Source organism: Streptomyces sp. NBC_00859, from assembly GCF_045161865.1.
Lineage (GTDB): Bacteria > Actinomycetota > Actinomycetes > Streptomycetales > Streptomycetaceae > Streptomyces.
The window spans coordinates 7,639,051-7,656,144 of the sequence record NZ_CP108826.1; the positions used below are offsets into that span (position 1 = coordinate 7,639,051).

Annotated in this window: 15 protein-coding genes; 8 read left to right on the top strand and 7 right to left on the bottom strand. The window is 69.4% G+C overall.

The genetic code is table 11. The features are described from left to right. Positions 1-10: 10 nt before the first annotated feature. The 4 genes from OG584_RS33650 to OG584_RS33665 all read left to right on the top strand — a co-directional run bounded on the left by OG584_RS33650 (position 11) and on the right by OG584_RS33665 (position 4,119). Positions 11-922, top strand: a complete 912-nt coding sequence (locus OG584_RS33650) for a TIGR03619 family F420-dependent LLM class oxidoreductase (protein ID WP_405783506.1) — start codon at positions 11-13, stop codon at positions 920-922. A 161-nt stretch (positions 923-1,083) separates the two neighbouring features. Beyond that, the gene (locus OG584_RS33655; protein ID WP_405784416.1) at positions 1,084-1,956 is read left to right on the top strand and encodes an aminoglycoside phosphotransferase family protein; all 873 of its coding nucleotides are present in this window, start codon (positions 1,084-1,086) and stop codon (positions 1,954-1,956) included. A 164-nt stretch (positions 1,957-2,120) separates the two neighbouring features. Further along, the gene (locus OG584_RS33660; protein WP_405783507.1) at positions 2,121-2,939 is read left to right on the top strand and encodes a hypothetical protein; all 819 of its coding nucleotides are present in this window, start codon (positions 2,121-2,123) and stop codon (positions 2,937-2,939) included. A gap of 310 nt (positions 2,940-3,249) precedes the next feature. Further along, positions 3,250-4,119: an LLM class flavin-dependent oxidoreductase gene (locus OG584_RS33665; RefSeq protein WP_405784418.1), complete on the top strand. Its 870-nt coding sequence runs from the start codon at positions 3,250-3,252 to the stop codon at positions 4,117-4,119. Between the two features lie 74 nt (positions 4,120-4,193). On the opposite strand, the gene OG584_RS33670 is transcribed toward OG584_RS33665, so the two are convergent. Together OG584_RS33670 and OG584_RS33675 are read right to left on the bottom strand one after the other, a co-directional pair. Continuing rightward, on the bottom strand, positions 4,194-5,405 hold the full coding sequence (locus OG584_RS33670) for a hypothetical protein (RefSeq protein WP_405783508.1): 1,212 nt from the start codon (positions 5,403-5,405) through the stop codon (positions 4,194-4,196). Between the two features lie 176 nt (positions 5,406-5,581). Next, a complete protein-coding gene (locus tag OG584_RS33675; RefSeq protein ID WP_405783509.1) occupies positions 5,582-6,280 on the bottom strand; it encodes an esterase/lipase family protein in 699 nt (232 codons plus the stop codon). Positions 6,281-6,582: 302 nt separating this feature from the next. Between OG584_RS33675 and OG584_RS33680 the strand changes: the two genes are divergently transcribed. After that, positions 6,583-8,622: a phosphocholine-specific phospholipase C gene (locus tag OG584_RS33680; protein ID WP_405783511.1), complete on the top strand. Its 2,040-nt coding sequence runs from the start codon at positions 6,583-6,585 to the stop codon at positions 8,620-8,622. An 84-nt stretch (positions 8,623-8,706) separates the two neighbouring features. Here the strand turns inward: OG584_RS33680 and OG584_RS33685 are convergent, their stop codons facing one another. Continuing rightward, on the bottom strand, positions 8,707-9,276 hold the full coding sequence (locus tag OG584_RS33685) for a TetR/AcrR family transcriptional regulator (RefSeq protein WP_405783513.1): 570 nt from the start codon (positions 9,274-9,276) through the stop codon (positions 8,707-8,709). Positions 9,277-9,344: 68 nt separating this feature from the next. On the opposite strand from OG584_RS33685, the gene OG584_RS33690 reads away from it, so the two are divergent. Then, a complete protein-coding gene (locus tag OG584_RS33690; RefSeq protein WP_405783514.1) occupies positions 9,345-9,842 on the top strand; it encodes an FBP domain-containing protein in 498 nt (165 codons plus the stop codon). 725 nt (positions 9,843-10,567) lie between these two features. Further along, positions 10,568-11,857, top strand: a complete 1,290-nt coding sequence (locus OG584_RS33695; protein ID WP_405784420.1) for an amidohydrolase family protein — start codon at positions 10,568-10,570, stop codon at positions 11,855-11,857. Positions 11,858-11,905: 48 nt separating this feature from the next. Here OG584_RS33695 and OG584_RS33700 read toward each other — a convergent pair whose 3' ends face one another. The 3 genes from OG584_RS33700 to OG584_RS33710 form a co-directional block, all read right to left on the bottom strand. After that, positions 11,906-12,670, bottom strand: coding sequence for an AraC family transcriptional regulator (locus tag OG584_RS33700; RefSeq protein ID WP_405783515.1), 765 nt, complete (start codon positions 12,668-12,670; stop codon positions 11,906-11,908). 74 nt (positions 12,671-12,744) lie between these two features. After that, entirely contained in the window at positions 12,745-13,632 is an 888-nt protein-coding gene (locus OG584_RS33705) for a 2-hydroxy-3-oxopropionate reductase (protein ID WP_405783516.1), read from the bottom strand. 118 nt (positions 13,633-13,750) lie between these two features. Continuing rightward, positions 13,751-15,250: a SulP family inorganic anion transporter gene (locus OG584_RS33710; protein WP_405784422.1), complete on the bottom strand. Its 1,500-nt coding sequence runs from the start codon at positions 15,248-15,250 to the stop codon at positions 13,751-13,753. A gap of 382 nt (positions 15,251-15,632) precedes the next feature. Here OG584_RS33710 and OG584_RS33715 point away from each other — a divergent pair, with 382 nt between their 5' ends. After that, positions 15,633-16,055 (top strand): MerR family transcriptional regulator, encoded by a 423-nt coding sequence (locus tag OG584_RS33715; RefSeq protein ID WP_405784424.1) that lies wholly within the window; start codon positions 15,633-15,635, stop codon positions 16,053-16,055. A gap of 230 nt (positions 16,056-16,285) precedes the next feature. On the opposite strand, the gene OG584_RS33720 is transcribed toward OG584_RS33715, so the two are convergent. Next, a complete protein-coding gene (locus tag OG584_RS33720; RefSeq protein ID WP_405783517.1) occupies positions 16,286-16,915 on the bottom strand; it encodes a sortase domain-bontaining protein in 630 nt (209 codons plus the stop codon). Positions 16,916-17,094 lie beyond the last annotated feature (179 nt).

Genomic DNA, 17,094 nt, shown 5'->3' on the forward strand with positions numbered 1-17,094 from the left:
CGCTCGGCCGATGGAATTCGGCGTCAACATTCTCAACTTCGGCCCCGGCACAACCCCCGCCTCACTCCTCCAACAGGCCCTGGCGGCAAGGGAGTGCGGCTACTCCTTCGCGATGATCTCGGATCATGTCGCCGTGACCGCCGATGTGCACGAGGCGTACCCCGCGCCCTTCTACGATCAGTTCGTGCTCGCGGCCCACCTCGCAGGACGGGTGCCGGGTCTCACCCTCGGTACGACGGTGACCGTGGTCCCCTACCGCCATCCACTGCACACCGCCCGGCTGGCGGCGAACATCGACTGTCTGAACCCGGAGGGCTTCATCCTCGGGGCCGGGACCGGCTGGTCGCGTCCCGAGTACGCAGCGCTGGGCGTCCCGTTCGCCGAACGCGGCCGCATCGCGGACGAGTACCTGGCCGCCATTCGCGCTGCTTGGGCAGAGGATCCCACGACCTTCCGGGGCGAGTACGTCTCGTACGAGAACGTGCACACCGCCCCGGCCCCGCGAACGGAACCGGGCCTCCCCGTCTGGGTGGGCGGCAACTCGCCCGCCGCGCTCAGGCGTGCCGCCCGGCTCGGTGAGGGATGGCACCCCTATCTGGCGACGCTGCCCGCAATGCGCGCGGCCCTTCCGGTGCTCGCCGAGGAGGCGGACCGCGCGGGACGGGCAACGCCCGCTCTGGTGCCCCGGCTCCAGGTGCGGGTCACCGAGACCAGGCTCCGCGGGGAGCACCCGGTGGGCCACGGAACAGTCGACCAGATCCGCGAGGACCTCGCGGCCCTGGCCGCCCTGGGCGCCACTCATCTGCTCCTGGACACCAACCCGGACCTTCCCGGCCTGCGCGGCACAGCCGCCGACGACCGCCGCCTCCTGGAACTGCTGGCCGAGGAGGTCCTGGACCCGGCATCGGGAACCATCCGCTGACCGACGGCTGCGGCCTGTGCTCCCGCGGGACTTCGGACACGCGCGTGAGCCGGTCCAGGATTCCTGGGTCCCTGGGGTTAATCGGGTTGCCGCCCGGATGCGCCCCGGGGTGGGATGGCGGCTGTTCCCGACCGGAGAAGGTGGCTGTTGCTGTGGTGAGGATGCACGCCGACGAGGCGGACGTCGATGCGTCCCTCGTCCGCAGGCTGCTCGGGGCGCAATTTCCGCGGTGGGCCGTCCTGCCCGTCGAACCGGTCCTGCCCTGGGGGACGGACAACGCCGTCTACCGGCTCGGTGAGGACCTGTCGGTACGCCTTCCCCGTATCGCCGGGGCCGTCGGCCAGGTGGAGGTGGAGCACCGGTGGCTGCCACGGCTCGCGCCGCACCTTCCGCTCCGCCTTCCCACGCCGGTCGGCCGCGGCGCACCGGCCGAGGACTATCCGTGGGAGTGGTCGGTCCACGACTGGATCAAAGGAGAGTCCGCGGCAATCGACCGCCTCGCCGATCCTTGCCGGGCGGCGGCTGACCTCGCCGGTTTCGTCACGGCGTTGCAGCGGATCGACACCACGGGCGGGCCGGCCGCCGGCCGGGGTGTGCCGCTGGCAACGCGGGACACGGTTACCCGCGAGGCGATCGCCGCGCTGGCGGGCATGATCGACACCGCCGCTGTGACGGAGGCCTGGGAAGCAGCGCTGCGTGCTCCGGTCCATGACGCACCGGCTGTCTGGATTCACGGAGACCTCACACCCGGGAACCTTCTTGTGGAGGACGGCCGGCTGAGCGCGGTCATCGATTTCGGTGCCCTGGGAGTCGGCGATCCGGCCTGCGACCTGATCGTCGCCTGGAACCTCTTCTCGGGGGAGGCCAGGGATGTCTTCCGTTCCGCCTCGGCTGCCGACGAGGCGACGTGGCGCCGAGGACGTGGCTGGGCGCTGTCCATCGCTCTCGTCGCGTTGCCCTACTACCTGGAGACCAACCCTGTGATCGTGGAGTCCTCGTGGCGGGTCATCGATGAAGTCCTCCACGGGCGCTGAGCCCCGCCCGCTGAGGGCAATGGCCCCCCGGATGTGAGCGGTTACTGCTGTCCGCCTGCACTCCGGTCATAGTAAAAGACAGAAACAAGGCCATGCCTCTTGCGGCAGGACAGCAATCGCTTACATGCTGACGCGCAACCGGAACGCGAACACCAGGAGATGACATGCGCATGCCATACACTACGGGCGTATCCGCGGGCGTATCCATCAGCAACACCGGACGCCAACTCGTCAGATCCGGCACCGTTGCCGCAGTCACCGCGCTCCTCGCACTCGGAGCGGCCGGACAGTCATGGGCATCCACACCCACGCTGCGCTGGACCACCGGTGCGCCGACCCCGGTGACCACGCTGAAGCTCCCGATGTCCGTGGACTCGGCTCCTGACGCAGCCGGCGTCTACTTCGCCTACTACACGACACTGGAGAGCGGCACCCGGCCGTACGCCGGATTCCAGCCGGAGCCCGTGGACGCCGACGGACACCACTCGCTCCAGGCGGTCTTCAGCTCCTTCAGCGCGGACGCCACCACCACGGATACCCACTGCACGCACGGCGCCGACGGCGGCGCGGGGGTGAGCTGCGCGGTCCGGTTCGCCTATACGCCGGGAACGATGTACTCGCTCGTCCTCAAACGCGCCGGCGTCACCGGGGACACGCAGCTGATGTCGGGTGACGTCGTGCGGACCGCGACCGGTACGTCCGTGGCACACATCGGGAGCTTCAGCCTCCCGTCCGGCTCGGGGCGGTTCAAGGGTGCCGACCAGGGCTTCATGGAGCCCTACCTCACAGCCGGCTGCGGCCAGCAGGTCACCGTGACCTACGGGAAGCCGGTCGGTACGGAGGCGGGCACGGACTACGTGGGAGGCCTCCCCGCCGTCACCGACCCCGCGTCCGGCAGCTGTCTGAGCACCACGTCGAAGGCCACCGCGCAGGGGCAGCAGGTCACGGTGCGGGGCAACGCGGCTGCGGCGGCCGGGCGCTGACCTCGAAGGCCACGGGGTGGGGGCGGGGACGATCGGGCCGTACGGATTCAGCGGGCGTGAGGCGCCCGGCGGGCACGAGTTCGGAGCCGGTGTCGAACGAGGGCTCGTCCCGGCGAGGAAAAGCATCGGCGAGGCGATCTCCGCGGCGCTGCCCGCACTGCGCAGGGGTGTGCGCACGATGTCGGGCTGCTGGTCGCGCTCCTAGCCCGAAGCATTCGACGTACGCGACGCACCCGCCACCCGCGGGCGGTACGGGAGCAAGGCCCTGTATGCGGTTGCCGGGCGCGTCGCCATGGAGCACGATGCGGGGATGCGCTTCTCGGTCAATATTCCGAACTTCGGCGATTTCGCCGATCCCAGCACCGTGGCAGAAGTCGCCGAAGCCGCGGAACAGGCGGGCTGGGACGGGCTGTTCGTGTGGGATCACGTGGTGCATGACAAACGCGCGCGGCAGGGCCGGCCCTTCGGTGACCCCTGGATGCTGTTGACCGCTGCGGCGCTGGCCACCTCCACGATCCGGCTGGGCACCCTGGTCACCCCGGTGGCCCGGCGGCGCCCGGAGCAACTCGCCCGCCAGGTGGCTACCCTGGACAACCTCAGCGGCGGACGGGTGATCTTCGGTGCGGGACTGGGCGGCCCGATCGAGGACGAGTACGGGAGCTTCGGTGAGACGACCGACCCGAGGGTACTGGCCGAGCGTCTGGACGAAGGGCTGGAGTTGCTGCAGGGCTACTGGTCCGGCGAGCCAGTCAGCCACGACGGACAGCACTACACGGTCCGGGACGTCACTTTGCTGCCCGCCACGCTCCAACGGCCGCGCCCGCCGGTGTGGATCGGCGGATTCTGGCCGAACAGGCCGCCCATGCGCCGTGCTGCCCGCTGGGATGGTGCGGTGCCCCTGTTCGCATCCGCCAAGCACGGGCATGTACCCCCTGTCGACGAGGTGCGCGACCTGGTGGCCCACCTGCGCCGGATGCGTGACGGCCGGCAGAACACCCCCTTCGAGATCGTGCTGGGCGGCGCCAGTCCCATGGACGCCGCACGGGCGCACGACGTGATCGGACCCCTCATCGACGCCGGTGCCACCTGGTGGGACGAGCGGCAGGTGCAGAGCAGCGAAGACATCGACCGGCTCGCACCGGTGCTGCGGCGCATCGAAGCGGGTCCGCCGGTCTTCTGAGCGGACACCGGGGCCGTCCCCGTCCATCGGCTTGCGCCGGTGGACGGGACGGTCCCGGTGTGCCGTGGGGCGCCCTACTTCACGACGACGGCCCACCGCGTGTCACTCAGCCCGGTCCGTATGTGCAGCAGGGCCGTGCTGGTGGACTGCGAGGAGGCGACTGCCAGTGGCAGCGTGGTGCTGAACTTCGCACCCGGCGCAAGGGATGGCACGCTCCAGTACTTCCAGCTGCCGCTGAATCCGGATCTGCCCGTGAAGGACTGCATCTGGGTGGCCGCCGTGGTGGAGCCCGAGGTGTTCGTGATGGTGACGGGCACATCGGTGGTGGTCCCGCGCGGCACGGTGCAGTCGCCGCTGGGCGGGGTCGCGGTGGCAGTCAGCGGGCCGCTGCTGGGCGTCCCGGCGAGGACGCCCATCTCGTACGCGTTCTGCGCGACCCAGTTGCAGGCCGAGGCGTCGTTGGCGGACGGTTCCCACACGACCGCACCGTCGGTCTTCGCCTTGAGCTGGTCGATGGTGTAGCCCCAGGTGCCGCCCGACATGTACGCACCCCCGGGACTGCCGTCCCAACTCGGCGAGATGTACGGGTATATGGGCTGCCCCGCCGCGAGGGAGTGGTCGTTGGCGACGGAGGCGTCGAGTGTGCTCGTCCACGCGGCGTCCGTCTGCGAGCTCCCGCGGTAGGCGCGGGGTGAGAAGAAGTCGAACAGACCGTTCTCGTGCAGCTGTTGGGTGAGGCTGTTGTTGACGTTCGACGAGTCATACCCGTACATGCCGACAGGGGCGGACGGGGCGGCCGCGTGAGTCCAGGTGATGAGCTGTTTCCAGAGGTTGAATGCGTTGGTCGCGGCTTTCCCGGAGAGGGCCGTGAGCACGATGTTCTCGAAGTCGAGTACGACCGGGGCCGTAGCGCCGCCGCCGAACTGGCCCGCGCTCATGTAGTCCTTGACCTTGCTCTCGTAGGCCGCCTCGGTGGGCAGGGCACCGCCGTTCGAATAGCACCCGTCGGTGTCGCAGGTCAGCGCGAAGTAGTCGTAGACCACCGTGGACTTGACCGCGCCGTACTGCTGGAGGCCGGGTGTGTCCGTGCCCCGCTCATTGGTGTAGACGGCGAAGCCGGAACTCGCGCCGGCCGTCGGAGCGAAGACCGTCAGCATGGCTACGGCGACGGAGAGGGTGACGGCAGCCCAGCCGCGCCCCTTCCTTCTCGGGCTGCGCCCGGCGGCTCGGGCGGTGCCACGCCCGGCAATACGGGGGGCGGAGCAGTTCGTTCTTCCGAGGCGCATCCCTGGTCCTCTCGCCGCTGCGGGAATCCGGTGTGGATCACCTGACGCGCCCCCAAGGGAGAAAGCGCTTTCCCGAGGGGAAGGTAGGGTCGGCCCGCTGCCGGGGTCAAGGGGTCCGGCTGTGTGGGGAATGTGGAGTACCGCGGCCGGGCCGCCCGGCGTGCGTGGGGTCGCGGTCAGTGGGCGAGGAAGTCCCGCACCCCCTGGGACACTCCGTCGTCGCCGAGCAGGTCGTTGTGTTTCAGGCAGCCCGCGTCCGTGTTGACCGCACCGTCGAGGGCGACGCTGCTGTCCGGGTCGATCACCTCGTCGCACTCCGACCAGAAGGTCGCGTACTTCACGGCGCCGGGCGTCTCGTCGCCGGCGGCCAGCTGGTCCTGTACGTACGAGCCAGGGGACATGTCCCGGCAGGCCTGGTCCCAGATCACGCACGCCCAGGTCAGATAGGTGCCGTGGTTGGGGCCACCGAGAGACACCCAGTGGTCCACCGTGGTGGTGCCGCCGAGGAACTTGACGTACCAGCGGGTGGTCAGGCTGCCGAAGGAGTGCGCGACCAGGTCGACCTTCGATGCTCCGGTCGTGCGCAGCACATCGTTGACGTAATCCTTGAACTGCCCGGCGAGGACTTCGTTGACGGACTGGTGTGTGTCGTAACCCCAGCTGAACAGTGAGTCGTCGGGGTAACCGGCGGCCTTGAAATCGCTGATCATGCCGCCCCATACCCCTGGGTCGGCGTTGTAGCCGTGGACGAAGATCACGGGGTTGTGGCTCACCGGCGCCGCGGCACGCTGCGCGGCGAGGGAGGCGGGGGCGGTCCCGAACAGCAGCGCCAGAGCGCCGAGTACGGACAGCAGTACGGTGGATCCGCGTCGCATGGTGTATCTCCTGCGGGGTGGGGGGAGTGGGCATGCGCCGAGCTGCCGTGCGGTTGCTGACGTTTCGTCAGTTCCAACGTGGAGAGGCATCCTAGACCGCATCACGCACTTCGCACCACCGGTGATCCGGCCGGTCCGCGCTCCGCCGGCCCCGGCGTGGCCCGAGGTGTTCAGCTGATCTTTACCGAGAGCTGGTGGCATGGGTCTAGCTGTGGACCCGGTCAATCCTGCACTCTTGTGCGCGATATGGCGCAGAGGCGATCACGTATGCGCAGATGATTCCTGAGGTGAGGGCGGGGCGGATGACACCGATCAGTCGAAGAGGTTTCGTTGCACTCGGGGCGGGGGCGGTGGCCGGCGCTGTCGTTCCGATGAGTGCGGGAGCCCGTGCCGAGGCCGCGAATCGAACGGCCGGCGCGACCGGGACGGTCAGGGACGTCAAGCACGTGGTGATCCTGATGCAGGAGAACCGCAGCTTCGACCACTACTTCGGCCGGCTCAAGGGTGTCCGGGGCTTCGGCGACCGCAGTGGCCCTTCACTCTCCGGCGGGCAGTCCGTTTTCAATCAGCCGAACGGCGCCGGGCGGCAGTACCCGTGGAAGCTCAGCTCCACCCCGGCGGCCGGAGGGGTGGACGGCGAGACGCTCGCCCAGTGCAATGGCGACCTGCCGCACAGCTGGTCGTCTCAGCACTCCGCCTGGAACAAGGGCCGCATGGACAGCTGGGTTTCGGGGGTCGGCAACGTCCGTACACTCGGCTACCTCGACCGCGGCGACATGCCGTTCCACTATGCGCTGGCCGACAACTACACGGTCTGCGACGGGTACTTCTCGTCCACCCTCAGTGCCACCGGGCCCAACCGTACCTATCTCTGGAGCGGCAAGGTCGACTCCTCCAGCAATGACGGTGGCGACGAGTCCGGACTGACGTGGGAGACATACGCGGAGGCGCTGCAGCGCGCGGGAGTGAGCTGGAAGCTCTACCAGAACGCCGATGACAACTTCGGCGACAACGGCCTCGCGTACTTCACGAAGTTCACCGGCGCCAAGCCAGGCGACCCGCTGCACGACCGGGGTATGGGCTCCGTACCGGCCACCACCGGCTCCACCCCGGACGACATCGCGGCTGCGATCAAGGCCGACGTCCTGGCGGGCACGCTCCCGCAGGTGTCCTGGGTGGTGCCGAACCAGGCGTTCTCCGAGCACCCTTTCGCACCGCCCGGCGACGGTGCCCACTTCGTCGACCTGGTCTACCGTGCGCTCGCGGCCGACCCCGACGTGTTCGACTCGACCGTTCTCTTCCTCAACTACGACGAGAACGACGGCTTCTTCGACCATGTGCCCCCGCCGTCGCCTCCCGCGAACGAGCCGGGTGAGTTCCTGAACGGTATCCCGTTCGGCCTCGGCTTCCGTGTCCCGATGGTGGTGATGTCGCCGTGGACCCGGGGCGGCTGGGTGTCCTCGGAGGTCTTCGACCACACCTCCGTACTGCGCTTCCTCGAAACCTGGACCGCCGCTATCGGAACTCCGGCCACCTGCCCCAACATCAGCGCATGGCGCCGCAAGGTCACCGGCGACCTCACCGGGGTCTTCGACTTCACCGCTCCGGTCTACGGGGTGCCCTCGGGCCTGCCGTCCACCGCGAAGGTGATCGGAATCGACACCTGTACCTCGCTGCCGAACCCGGCGCCGCAGACCAACGCCCTCCCCGCGCAGGAGAGCGGAACGCGCCGGGCCCGTGCGCTCCCGTACCAGCCGAACGCCAACCTCGACCGTCTGGAGTTCGGTTCAGCCGGAAAGATCCTTGCCTGGTTCGGTATGTCCAACCAGGGTGCTCCGGCGAAGAGCGCCGCGCACTTCTCGATCCACCCCAACGCCTACCGGGCCACGGACCCCTGGCAGTACACCGTGGCGGCGGGTGCGACAGCGACGGACTCGTTCAACATCGGCGCGGGGTACGGATCGGGGCGGTACGACTTCACCCTGATGGGCCCCAACCGGTTCCAGCGCCGCTTCGCCGGGGACGCGTCGAAGGCGGGGAAGGATGTGGAGGTGGCCGCCAGGTACGCCGTGGCTGCGGACACCGGCAAACAGGCGATCTGGTTCACGTTCGCCAACGCGTCGCAGGCTGCCGTCAAGTTCACCGTCACGTCCACCAACTACCGCACGGACGGGCCGTGGACGTACACGGTGCCGGCGGGCGCGTCGGCGGAGGACCACTTCAACGCGGTGACCGTCGCGAACGGCTGGTACGACTTCACTGTCACCGCCGACTGCGACACCACCTGGTCCCGCCGGTACACCGGACATATCGAGACGGGCACGCCGAGCGTCACCGGCTGACCCTGGAGCGCACGTACAGCTGCACTCCTACCCCGCGGCTGTACGTGCGTTCCTGCCCCGCCGGTGACGCTCGGCGTGCGGAGGTCAGGCCACCGGTCGGTTCCGCAGAGCGAAGTCGAGGGTGTCCAGCGTCCAGGCCCAGGAAGCGTCAGCCTCGCGCGCCGTGTGGCGGAAGCCGCCCACTCTCTCCAGGCTCACGTACCCGTGAAAGGTGCCGTGCAGAAAGCGGATCGCGTCGGTCTGGTCGGGCTCCGGCAGGTTGTAGTCGCGCAGGAGCGCCCGCGTCATCTGTGACTGACGGGGTGCGGCGCTCTTGAGGGCCGTCTCCGTGTCGAGTTCGAACTGGGCGGCTGCGTAGCGGCCGGGGTGCGCTTTGGCGTAGTCACGGTAGGCGTTGGCGAACGCGACCAGTGCGTCCTTGCCGGCGCGCCCGGCCAGGGCCGCGCCCGCCGCGTCGGCCAGCTCCTCGAGGGCCAGCAGGGTCACCCTCACCTTCAGCTCGCGCCCGTTGCGGATGTGCGCGTACAGGCTCGGATCCTTGACACCGAGCCTGCGTGCCACGGCCGAGACCGTCAGGTTGTCGAACCCGATCTCGTCCGCGAGCTCCGCCGCAGTGCGGGTGAGGCTTTCGGGGGTGATGCCCATGCGTGCCATGCGTCCTCCGCGGGCTAATGAAATAAAGAGTTTGCCTAATCATATTAGGCCAGCTAGCGTCGTTCTACGTGAGACACCTCAGTGAGACTGACATCCGCACATCGTTCGTCAACTGTTCCAAGGGCGAGGCCAAGCGTCTCAGTGTCCCGCGGGACCTGGAGGAGCAGCCCTGGGGCGACCTCGATTTCCTCGGCTGGCGCGATCCCGGAGCGCCCGACCGCGCCTACCTCGTCGCCGAGGGGGACGGCGGCCTCCTGGGCCTCGTCCTGCGTGCGCCGGCGGCGGCCAGGCGCGGCTTCACCGCCCGCAGCATGTGCACGCTGTGCCTGACGACCCACACCAGCGGCGGTGTGGCGCTGATGACGGCGCGGCGCCCCGGTGAAGCCGGCCGCCAGGGGAACACGCTCGGTCAGTACCTCTGTACTGATCTGGCCTGCTCCCTCTACATCCGTGGCAAGAAGCAGGCGGGTACCGGCTGGGGATACGAGGAGACCCTTTCCGTGGACGAGAAGATCGCCCGCACCCGGGGCAACGTACTGGCTTTCATCGACAGGGTGATCGCCTGACCGGGCCGGGAGCCCCTGGCTTCCCGCCTCGGTAGGTCCCGTCCGCCCCGGTGGTCCCGCTCTCCCGTCCGTCGCCGTGTGCGGGACGTACGCCGCGCCGACCATATGTTTCGCTGAGGTTACGCCACCTGCGGCTCGGGCTCCGGCGCTCTGGCCAGGGGGTGGGCGGGATGGGAGAACCGTTCCGCCGCCCATGCCCCGAGCAGGGAAATCCCGTATGCCGGAAGCCTTGTTCCGCTTGTTGGCGTGGTTCTAGTGTCGGGCCACCCGGCGCGGCCGATCTCGCGGACCGGTGGTTTCCGGCTCCGTCATGTGCGCGGCACACTCCGCTGCTCCATGTGCGGATGCCTCAGTACGGACGGGCAGTTGGGAACAGGAAGCAGGCGAGCGGGTTGGCGAACGACAGGTACCGGGATCCCTCCAACGGCGGCGGGCGGGGCCCTGACGAGGGCGGCTCCGGTGGGCCGGCGCAGGACCGAGGGCCGGAACCGGCAGGAGAAGGCGGCCACGAGGGGGTCGGGCGGCGCGGTTTCCTCGCCGGGCTGACGGGCGCGGGCGGACTGCTCGGCGCGTCATTCGTCGCCGGTCCGAGCGCCGCTGCCGCCCCGGTCCCGGACGCTTCCGTCGCCGGAACGGGACACGGGGCCTTCACGGCGGCGCAAGGGGACGAGCCGCGGACCGCCGGTGCGCGTGCTCCGCAGCGGGGCCAGTTCTCGGGCAAGCGTCTGCTGCTCGTACCCGAACTGCTCCTCCTGGCCGACGGACCGGTCCGGGGCCAGGCCGTCCTCGTCGAGTCCGGGAAGTTCCGCGAGATCGGCCGGGCCGAGCGGCTCATCGCCTCCCACAGCGACCTGCGCCCCGTCCGGCTGGACGGACACGTGCTGATGCCGGGATTCGTCGACGCGCACCACCACCTCACCCAGAGCTTCGGGAAGGCCCAGTCGTTCGGGCAGCCTTCGGAGATCTTCAAGACGATCTGGGAACCGCTGGAGCACACGCTGGACGACGAAACCGCGTACCTCTCAGCGAAGCTGGCCGCGCTGGAGGCGCTGCGAGGCGGCTTCACCACGGTCGCCGACGCGGGCACCCGTGCCCCGGTCGATGTCGCGGCGCTGGCCAGGGCCACCGAGGAAGCCGGGATCCGCTGCGTGCTCTCCAAGATCGTCTCCGATGGGAAGGGCGGGCCCGAACACCTCGGGCGCTGGGGCGGCCACCCGCTGATCCACCCCTCCCTGGCCATCGCGGTGCCCGAGGACGCGACATCTCAGGTCATCAAGAAGACCGCGGATCTCTGCTCTGAAGCCGGCGCGGTGCTGCAGATCCACGTCAACGAACATCTCGCTTCGGTGGAACGCTCGTTGAAGAGCGTCGGGCGCCGCCCCGTCGACTATCTGCACCACATCGGCGCACTCGGGCCGCACGTTCTGGGCGCTCACGCCACTCTGGTCACCCCCGCCGAGACGCGTCTGCTCGCCGACTCCGGCGCGGCTGTCAGTTATAACCCGGTGGCCAGCGCCTGGAAGGGTAACGCCGTCGCGCCGGCCACGATGATGGCCGCGATGGGTGTGCGGTTCGGCACGGGCACCGACGGCACCCGCGGTGACGGGTTCCGGCTGGTCGACGCGGCGGAGTCCGCTCAGCGCCTGACGTCCGGCCTGGCGACGGGAGACTCCTCGTGCGGAGCCGGACGGCTGTGGCTCGACCATGCCACGAAGCTGAGCGCCGACGCTGTCGGACTGGGACGGGTGACCGGCGAGATCGCGGTCGGAAAGGCGGCCGACTTCCTTGTGGTGGATGTCAACGTGCCGGAGCTCACCCCCTCCTACGACCTCCGGTGGGAACTCGTGCGCCTCTCGAACCGTGATCAGATCACCGCCGTGGTCGTAGGAGGCCGGCTGCGCCTGTGGCACGGCTGGCCGCCGGACTGGGACGGCCCCGCGCTGGTGGCGCGGGCGGCCGAGGTGGGCCCCCGGGTGGTGCGCCGGGCCAAGCTGCAGCGAGTCGAACCTACGTAGCACCCGGCGCCGGGGCTCCCCGGGCGGGCCGGAGAGTTGTGCGGGTGTTCAGCGGGCGTGCTTTTGGGGCGCCTGGCCGTGGTGTGCTCCGGGGGTGTGTCCGAAGGTCCGGTGGAAGACGTCGATGAACGCACTGGCGGACGACCAGCCGCACCGGTGCGCCGTGGTGGTGACGGGGGTGTTGTCGGCGAGGAGGACGAGCGCGTGGTGGAGGCGTAGCTGGGTGCGCCACTGGGGGAAGGTCATGTTGAGGTCGGTCCGGAAGAGCCGGGACAGGGTGCGGCTGCTGGCGCCGACGTCCTGGCCCAGCCGGGTGAGCGTGCGGTTGTCACCCGGGTCGGCCTTCAACAGGTCGCAGAGGTCCCTGAGTTGAGGGGCGGTGGGAGCGGGCAGGTGGAGGGGCTGGTGAGGCGAGACGCGCAGCTGATCCAGGAGTACGGCGCGCAGCCGGGTGCGCTGGGGGCTGTCGTCGAGTGGGGACTCGGTATAAGCGAGGATGAGTTCACGCAGAAGGGGACCGACGGCAAGCACGGTCGGCTTCTCGATACCGATGGGGTCGTCGCTCGTGTCCAGGCCGACCAGGTGCATGTCCAGATCCCCGTGGGCCTGGTGGGAGTGGACCGTTCCGGCGGGAATCCAGATGGCGCGGGTGGCCGGCGCCACCCAGATACCCGCACTGGCTGTCACGCTCAGCACGCCTCGTCCCGCGTAGACGATCTGGTGGTCGTCGTGCCGGTGCGCGTCGATTTCCGCTCCGGTCGCCAGTCTCTGGGTCCGGGTCGGTGCGACGGGCTGATGGCGGATTTCCGGCATGACCGCTCAGTCTAGGGGAAGTGAGCCAGGCGCGTGGTGGGACCGTGGGGCCCACGGCCCCGGATGGGCGTGGGCTACTGGTCGCCGCTGAGCCGCTCCATGACCTGAAGCAGCACCGAGTGGTCGAGATCGCCCCATCCCTGTGCACGGGCCGAGGCGATGAGCTGGGCCGCCACGGTGCCGGCCGGCAGAACGGCTCCGACCGTACGGGCGGCTTCGGTGACGATCCCCATGTCCTTGTGGTGCAGGTCGGTCTTGAAGCCGGGCCGGAAGTCGTGGAGAAGGAAGTTTTCCGTCTTGCGGTCGAGCACCGCGGATCCGGCGAGGCCCGCGGACAGCACCTGGAGGGCTGCCTTGAGGTCGACGCCCGACTTGTCGAGGAAGTTCACGGCTTCGGCGCAGGCTTGGAGGTTGAGGGCCACGATGAGCTGGTTGGCGGCCTTTACCGTCTGCCCCGCGCCGTGCGGGCCGCAGTGCACGACGGTTGCCGCCATGGCCTGGAGCACCGGCACGACGCTTTCGAAGACTTCCGCGTCGCCACCGACCATGATCGAGAGGACGCCTTCGACGGCTCCCGCCTCGCCGCCGGAGACGGGCGCGTCCAGCACCCGGATGCCCTTGTCGGCGGCGCGCTTCGCGAGGTCGATCGAGGTCTGGGGTGTGATGGAGGAGTGGTCGATCAGGGTCGCGCCGCGCCGTGCGTTCTCCAGAATCCCATCCGGGCCATAGGCGACGGCCTCGACCTGTGGTGATGCCGGGACCATGGTGATCACGACGTCGGCGTCCCGTACGGCGTCCGCGATACTGGAGGCGGCGCTGCCGCCGGCCGCGACCAGGGCTTCGGTACGGTGCGGGCTCCGGTTCCAGCCCGTCACCGCGTGTCCGGCCCGCACGAGGTTGACCGCCATCGGGCTTCCCATGATCCCGAGACCGATGAATCCGACCTTCGCCACAGCACTCACACTTTCATTATGCGGAAAGTTCTATCCGTACAACGGAATCACGTGGTAACTGAGTGGTCAAGTGGAACGCCGGCGGCCTCGGCCGGCCGGCCATCCACACCGTGGGCGTGGCGCCGGGTCAGTGACCTGCGGTGAGTTCGCCGGTGAGGTTCCCGTGCATCCTGGCGCTCTCCTCGTTGAGGCCGACCACGGTGACGGTCTTGCCGCGGGCGGCGTATTTGGTGGTGATGGTGTCGAGGGCGGCGACGGAGGACGCGTCCCAGACATGGGCGTCGGTGAGGTCGATGACGACGGCGCTGGGATCTCCCGCGTAGTCGAACCGGCCGGCCAGATCGTTGGAGGAAGCAAAGAAGAGCTCCCCGGTGACGGCGTACACGACGCTGTTGCCGTCGGGGTCGGCGACGGCGGTGACCCGGGTGAGGCGAGCGACCCGGCGGGCGAAGACGACCGTCGCGGTGAGGGTGCCGACGACGACGCCGATGGACAGGTTGCCGGTGGCGACCACGACGGCGACGGTGATGACCATGACGCTGGTCTCGCCGACGGGCATTCGCTTGAGGGTGGCGGGCTTCACCGAATGCCAGTCGAAGGTGCCGACCGAGACCAGGACCATGACCGCGACCAGGGCGGCCATCGGGATGTCGGAGACGACCGGGCCGAGGGCGATGCAGAGGATCAGCAGGAAGAACCCGGCAAGGAACGTCGACAGGCGGGTCCGGGCGCCGTTCTTGACGTTGATCATGGTCTGGCCGATCATCGCGCAGCCGCCCATGCCTCCGAAGAACCCGGTGACGATGTTGGCGATGCCCTGGCCGATCGACTCGCGGGTCTTGTTGGAATGGGTGTCGGTGATCTCGTCCACCAGCTTGGCGGTCATCAGCGTCTCCATCAGTCCCACCAGCGCCATCGCCAGCGCGTAGGGCGCGATGACGGTCAGGGTGTGCACAGTGAACGGCACATCCGGCAGCCCCGGCACGGGCAGGGACGAGGGGAGGCGGCCCTTGTCGCCCACAGTGGGCACAGCGAGGCCGGCCGCGACGGTGATGACCGTGAGGATCACGATGGATACCAGCGGCGCGGGGACCGCCCTGGTGAGGCGGGGGAAGAGCACCATCAGTGCCAGACCGGCCACGACCAGCGGGTAGACCGGCCAGGGGACGTTGTGCAGATTGGGAATCTGTGCGGTGAACAGCAGGATGCCCAGTGCGTTGACGAAACCGACCATCACCGAGCGCGGTACGAACCGCATCAGCGCGGCCACACCGAGAGAGCCGAGAACGATCTGGAAGATCCCGGCCAGGATGACGGTCGCGATCAGGTAGCCCAGGCCGTGTTCGCGCGCGACGGGCGCGACGACCAGGGCGACAGCACCGGTGGACGCGGAAATCATCGCCGGGCGCCCGCCGACGAAGGCAATGACCATGGCCATGGTGCATGCGGCGAACAGGCCGACCTTTGGATCGACACCGGCGATCACGGAGAACGAAATAGCCTCGGGGATCAGAGCGAGCCCCACGACCAGGCCGGCCAGTACCTCGGTGCGGAACACCTTCGGGGACAGCCATGCGGGACGGCGCGCTCCGCGCAGCAGTGCGGCCGGGGACAGCGGAGATGACAAGGTGGTCTGCCTGTCGGGTCGGCGCGCCCCCGCCGGTGAGGCGGTGGCGCTGGGGTCGATGCGGCCGGGCCGGATGGTGCGTGCGCGCACCGGCGCAGGTGATCCGTTGGCAAGCGACTGCGAGTAGCTTCAGCCGAGCCGGCGGCCCGTGACACGCGCGCGTCTCCCGGACGACTCCGGTGTTCTGCCCGGGGCCGGCACCGGCCCCAGAAGTCGATGCCGGGCAGTGCGGACAGTCCGCGCACCGCCGGGGGGAGCGGCGCATGCAGGCGACCGGCATTGCGCGTTCAACTCTACCCTGACGTTAGGGTAGAGATTGCCGGAGGCGCTGGGATGCGCCCCGCATCACACCACGAGGAGAGCTGTGGCAGCCATGGCGCACATGCAGATCGGCGAGGTCGCCGCACGCACCGAGCTGTCGCTGCGCACGATCCGCCACTACGAGGAGACGGGCCTCGTCGTCCCGTCGGCCCGCTCACAGGGCGGTTTCCGCCTTTACACCGAGACCGATGTGGCCCGCCTCACGGTCATCCGCCGGATGAAGCCGCTCGGTTTCACCCTGGACGAGATGCGCGACCTGCTGCAGGCCACCGACCGGCTCGATTCCGCAGTCGAGCTGTCACGTCCGGAGCGCGAAGCGCTGGTGGCCACAGTGCGCGGGTTCCACGCACTCGCCCGGGAGCGGGTGGCGGACCTGCGTACCCAGCTCGCCCGTGCCGAGGACTTCGCAGCAACCCTTGCCGACTGCCTGGCCGTTGCCGACGAGGCCGGTCCGGAGCGGGACGACGGGGTGGAGGCCCGCTGATGAACCGGCCCGGCACGGGGGCGCACATACGTACGGACAGAGCCCCGGGGCGTGTGAACCGCCGCCGCGCGCGGGGTGGTTCCTCTGTGTCTGTGCCAGCGCGCTACTGCGCGTAGAGGAAACGCGCCGTCCGCCATCCGTTTCGTCCTGGCTCACGCTCAAGGTCAGCCGCCTGACGGGCATCACACCCCGCCGGCGCTGCTCAGGCAATGGTGAAGTCCGACGGGGTGTCAGCGGAGGGTCGAAGTGAGACGGGCATAGGCGACGACATCGCCGGAGTGACCCTCCGCCCTGCCGTAGCCGGCGCAGCCGATCACCCGGAGCTCTGGGATTCGGGCGTTCCCGTAGACCCTCTTGGCAGGGAAGCGGTCCCCCGGGTAGACGGCGACGGCGTAGACGGTGAATGTCGCCCGGGTGCGGTCCTTGCGCGTGACGTCGATGGTGTTTCCCTTCCGCAGGGCTCCCAGGTCGTGGAACACGGCGGGGCCCAGCCGCGTGGCGACACGGCCGAGGACCACGGAACTGCCGCTCTCGCCCGGTGTCACAGACCCGTCGAGCCAGCCCGCACCGTTTCCCTCAACGCCGAGCAGCGCGGCCGGCGACCCGCCGCCCCCGCGGTGCACGGCTGTCACTGAGGCATCGACGTCGATCGAGGCGATGCTGACCCGGCTGGGCGCCGACGGCTGCAACGCGGGCACCGCTGCCGTGCGCGGTCCGGCATCCGGCCGGGGAAGCGCGGCATCCTGCGGCCGCGGCTGCGGAGGCCGGCTGCTTGCCCGCGGAGCGTCGTACGTGGTGCCGACACCCGCGAATGCGGAGATCACCAGCGCGGCGACGACAGCCCTGCCAGATCTGGTCACCTGATGACTCCTTGTCGCGTCCTGCCTCGTGGAACCGCGTCGCTGGCCCCATGACAAGCACGTGGCCAGTAGGGCGGCGCGCCCCAGGAACAGGTCGCGTTCCGTCGAACGGGCCATCCGGCGACATGAACGCACTGGTCACGTGTATCGAGCCTGCCGAAAAAGCAGGAAACCCAAGT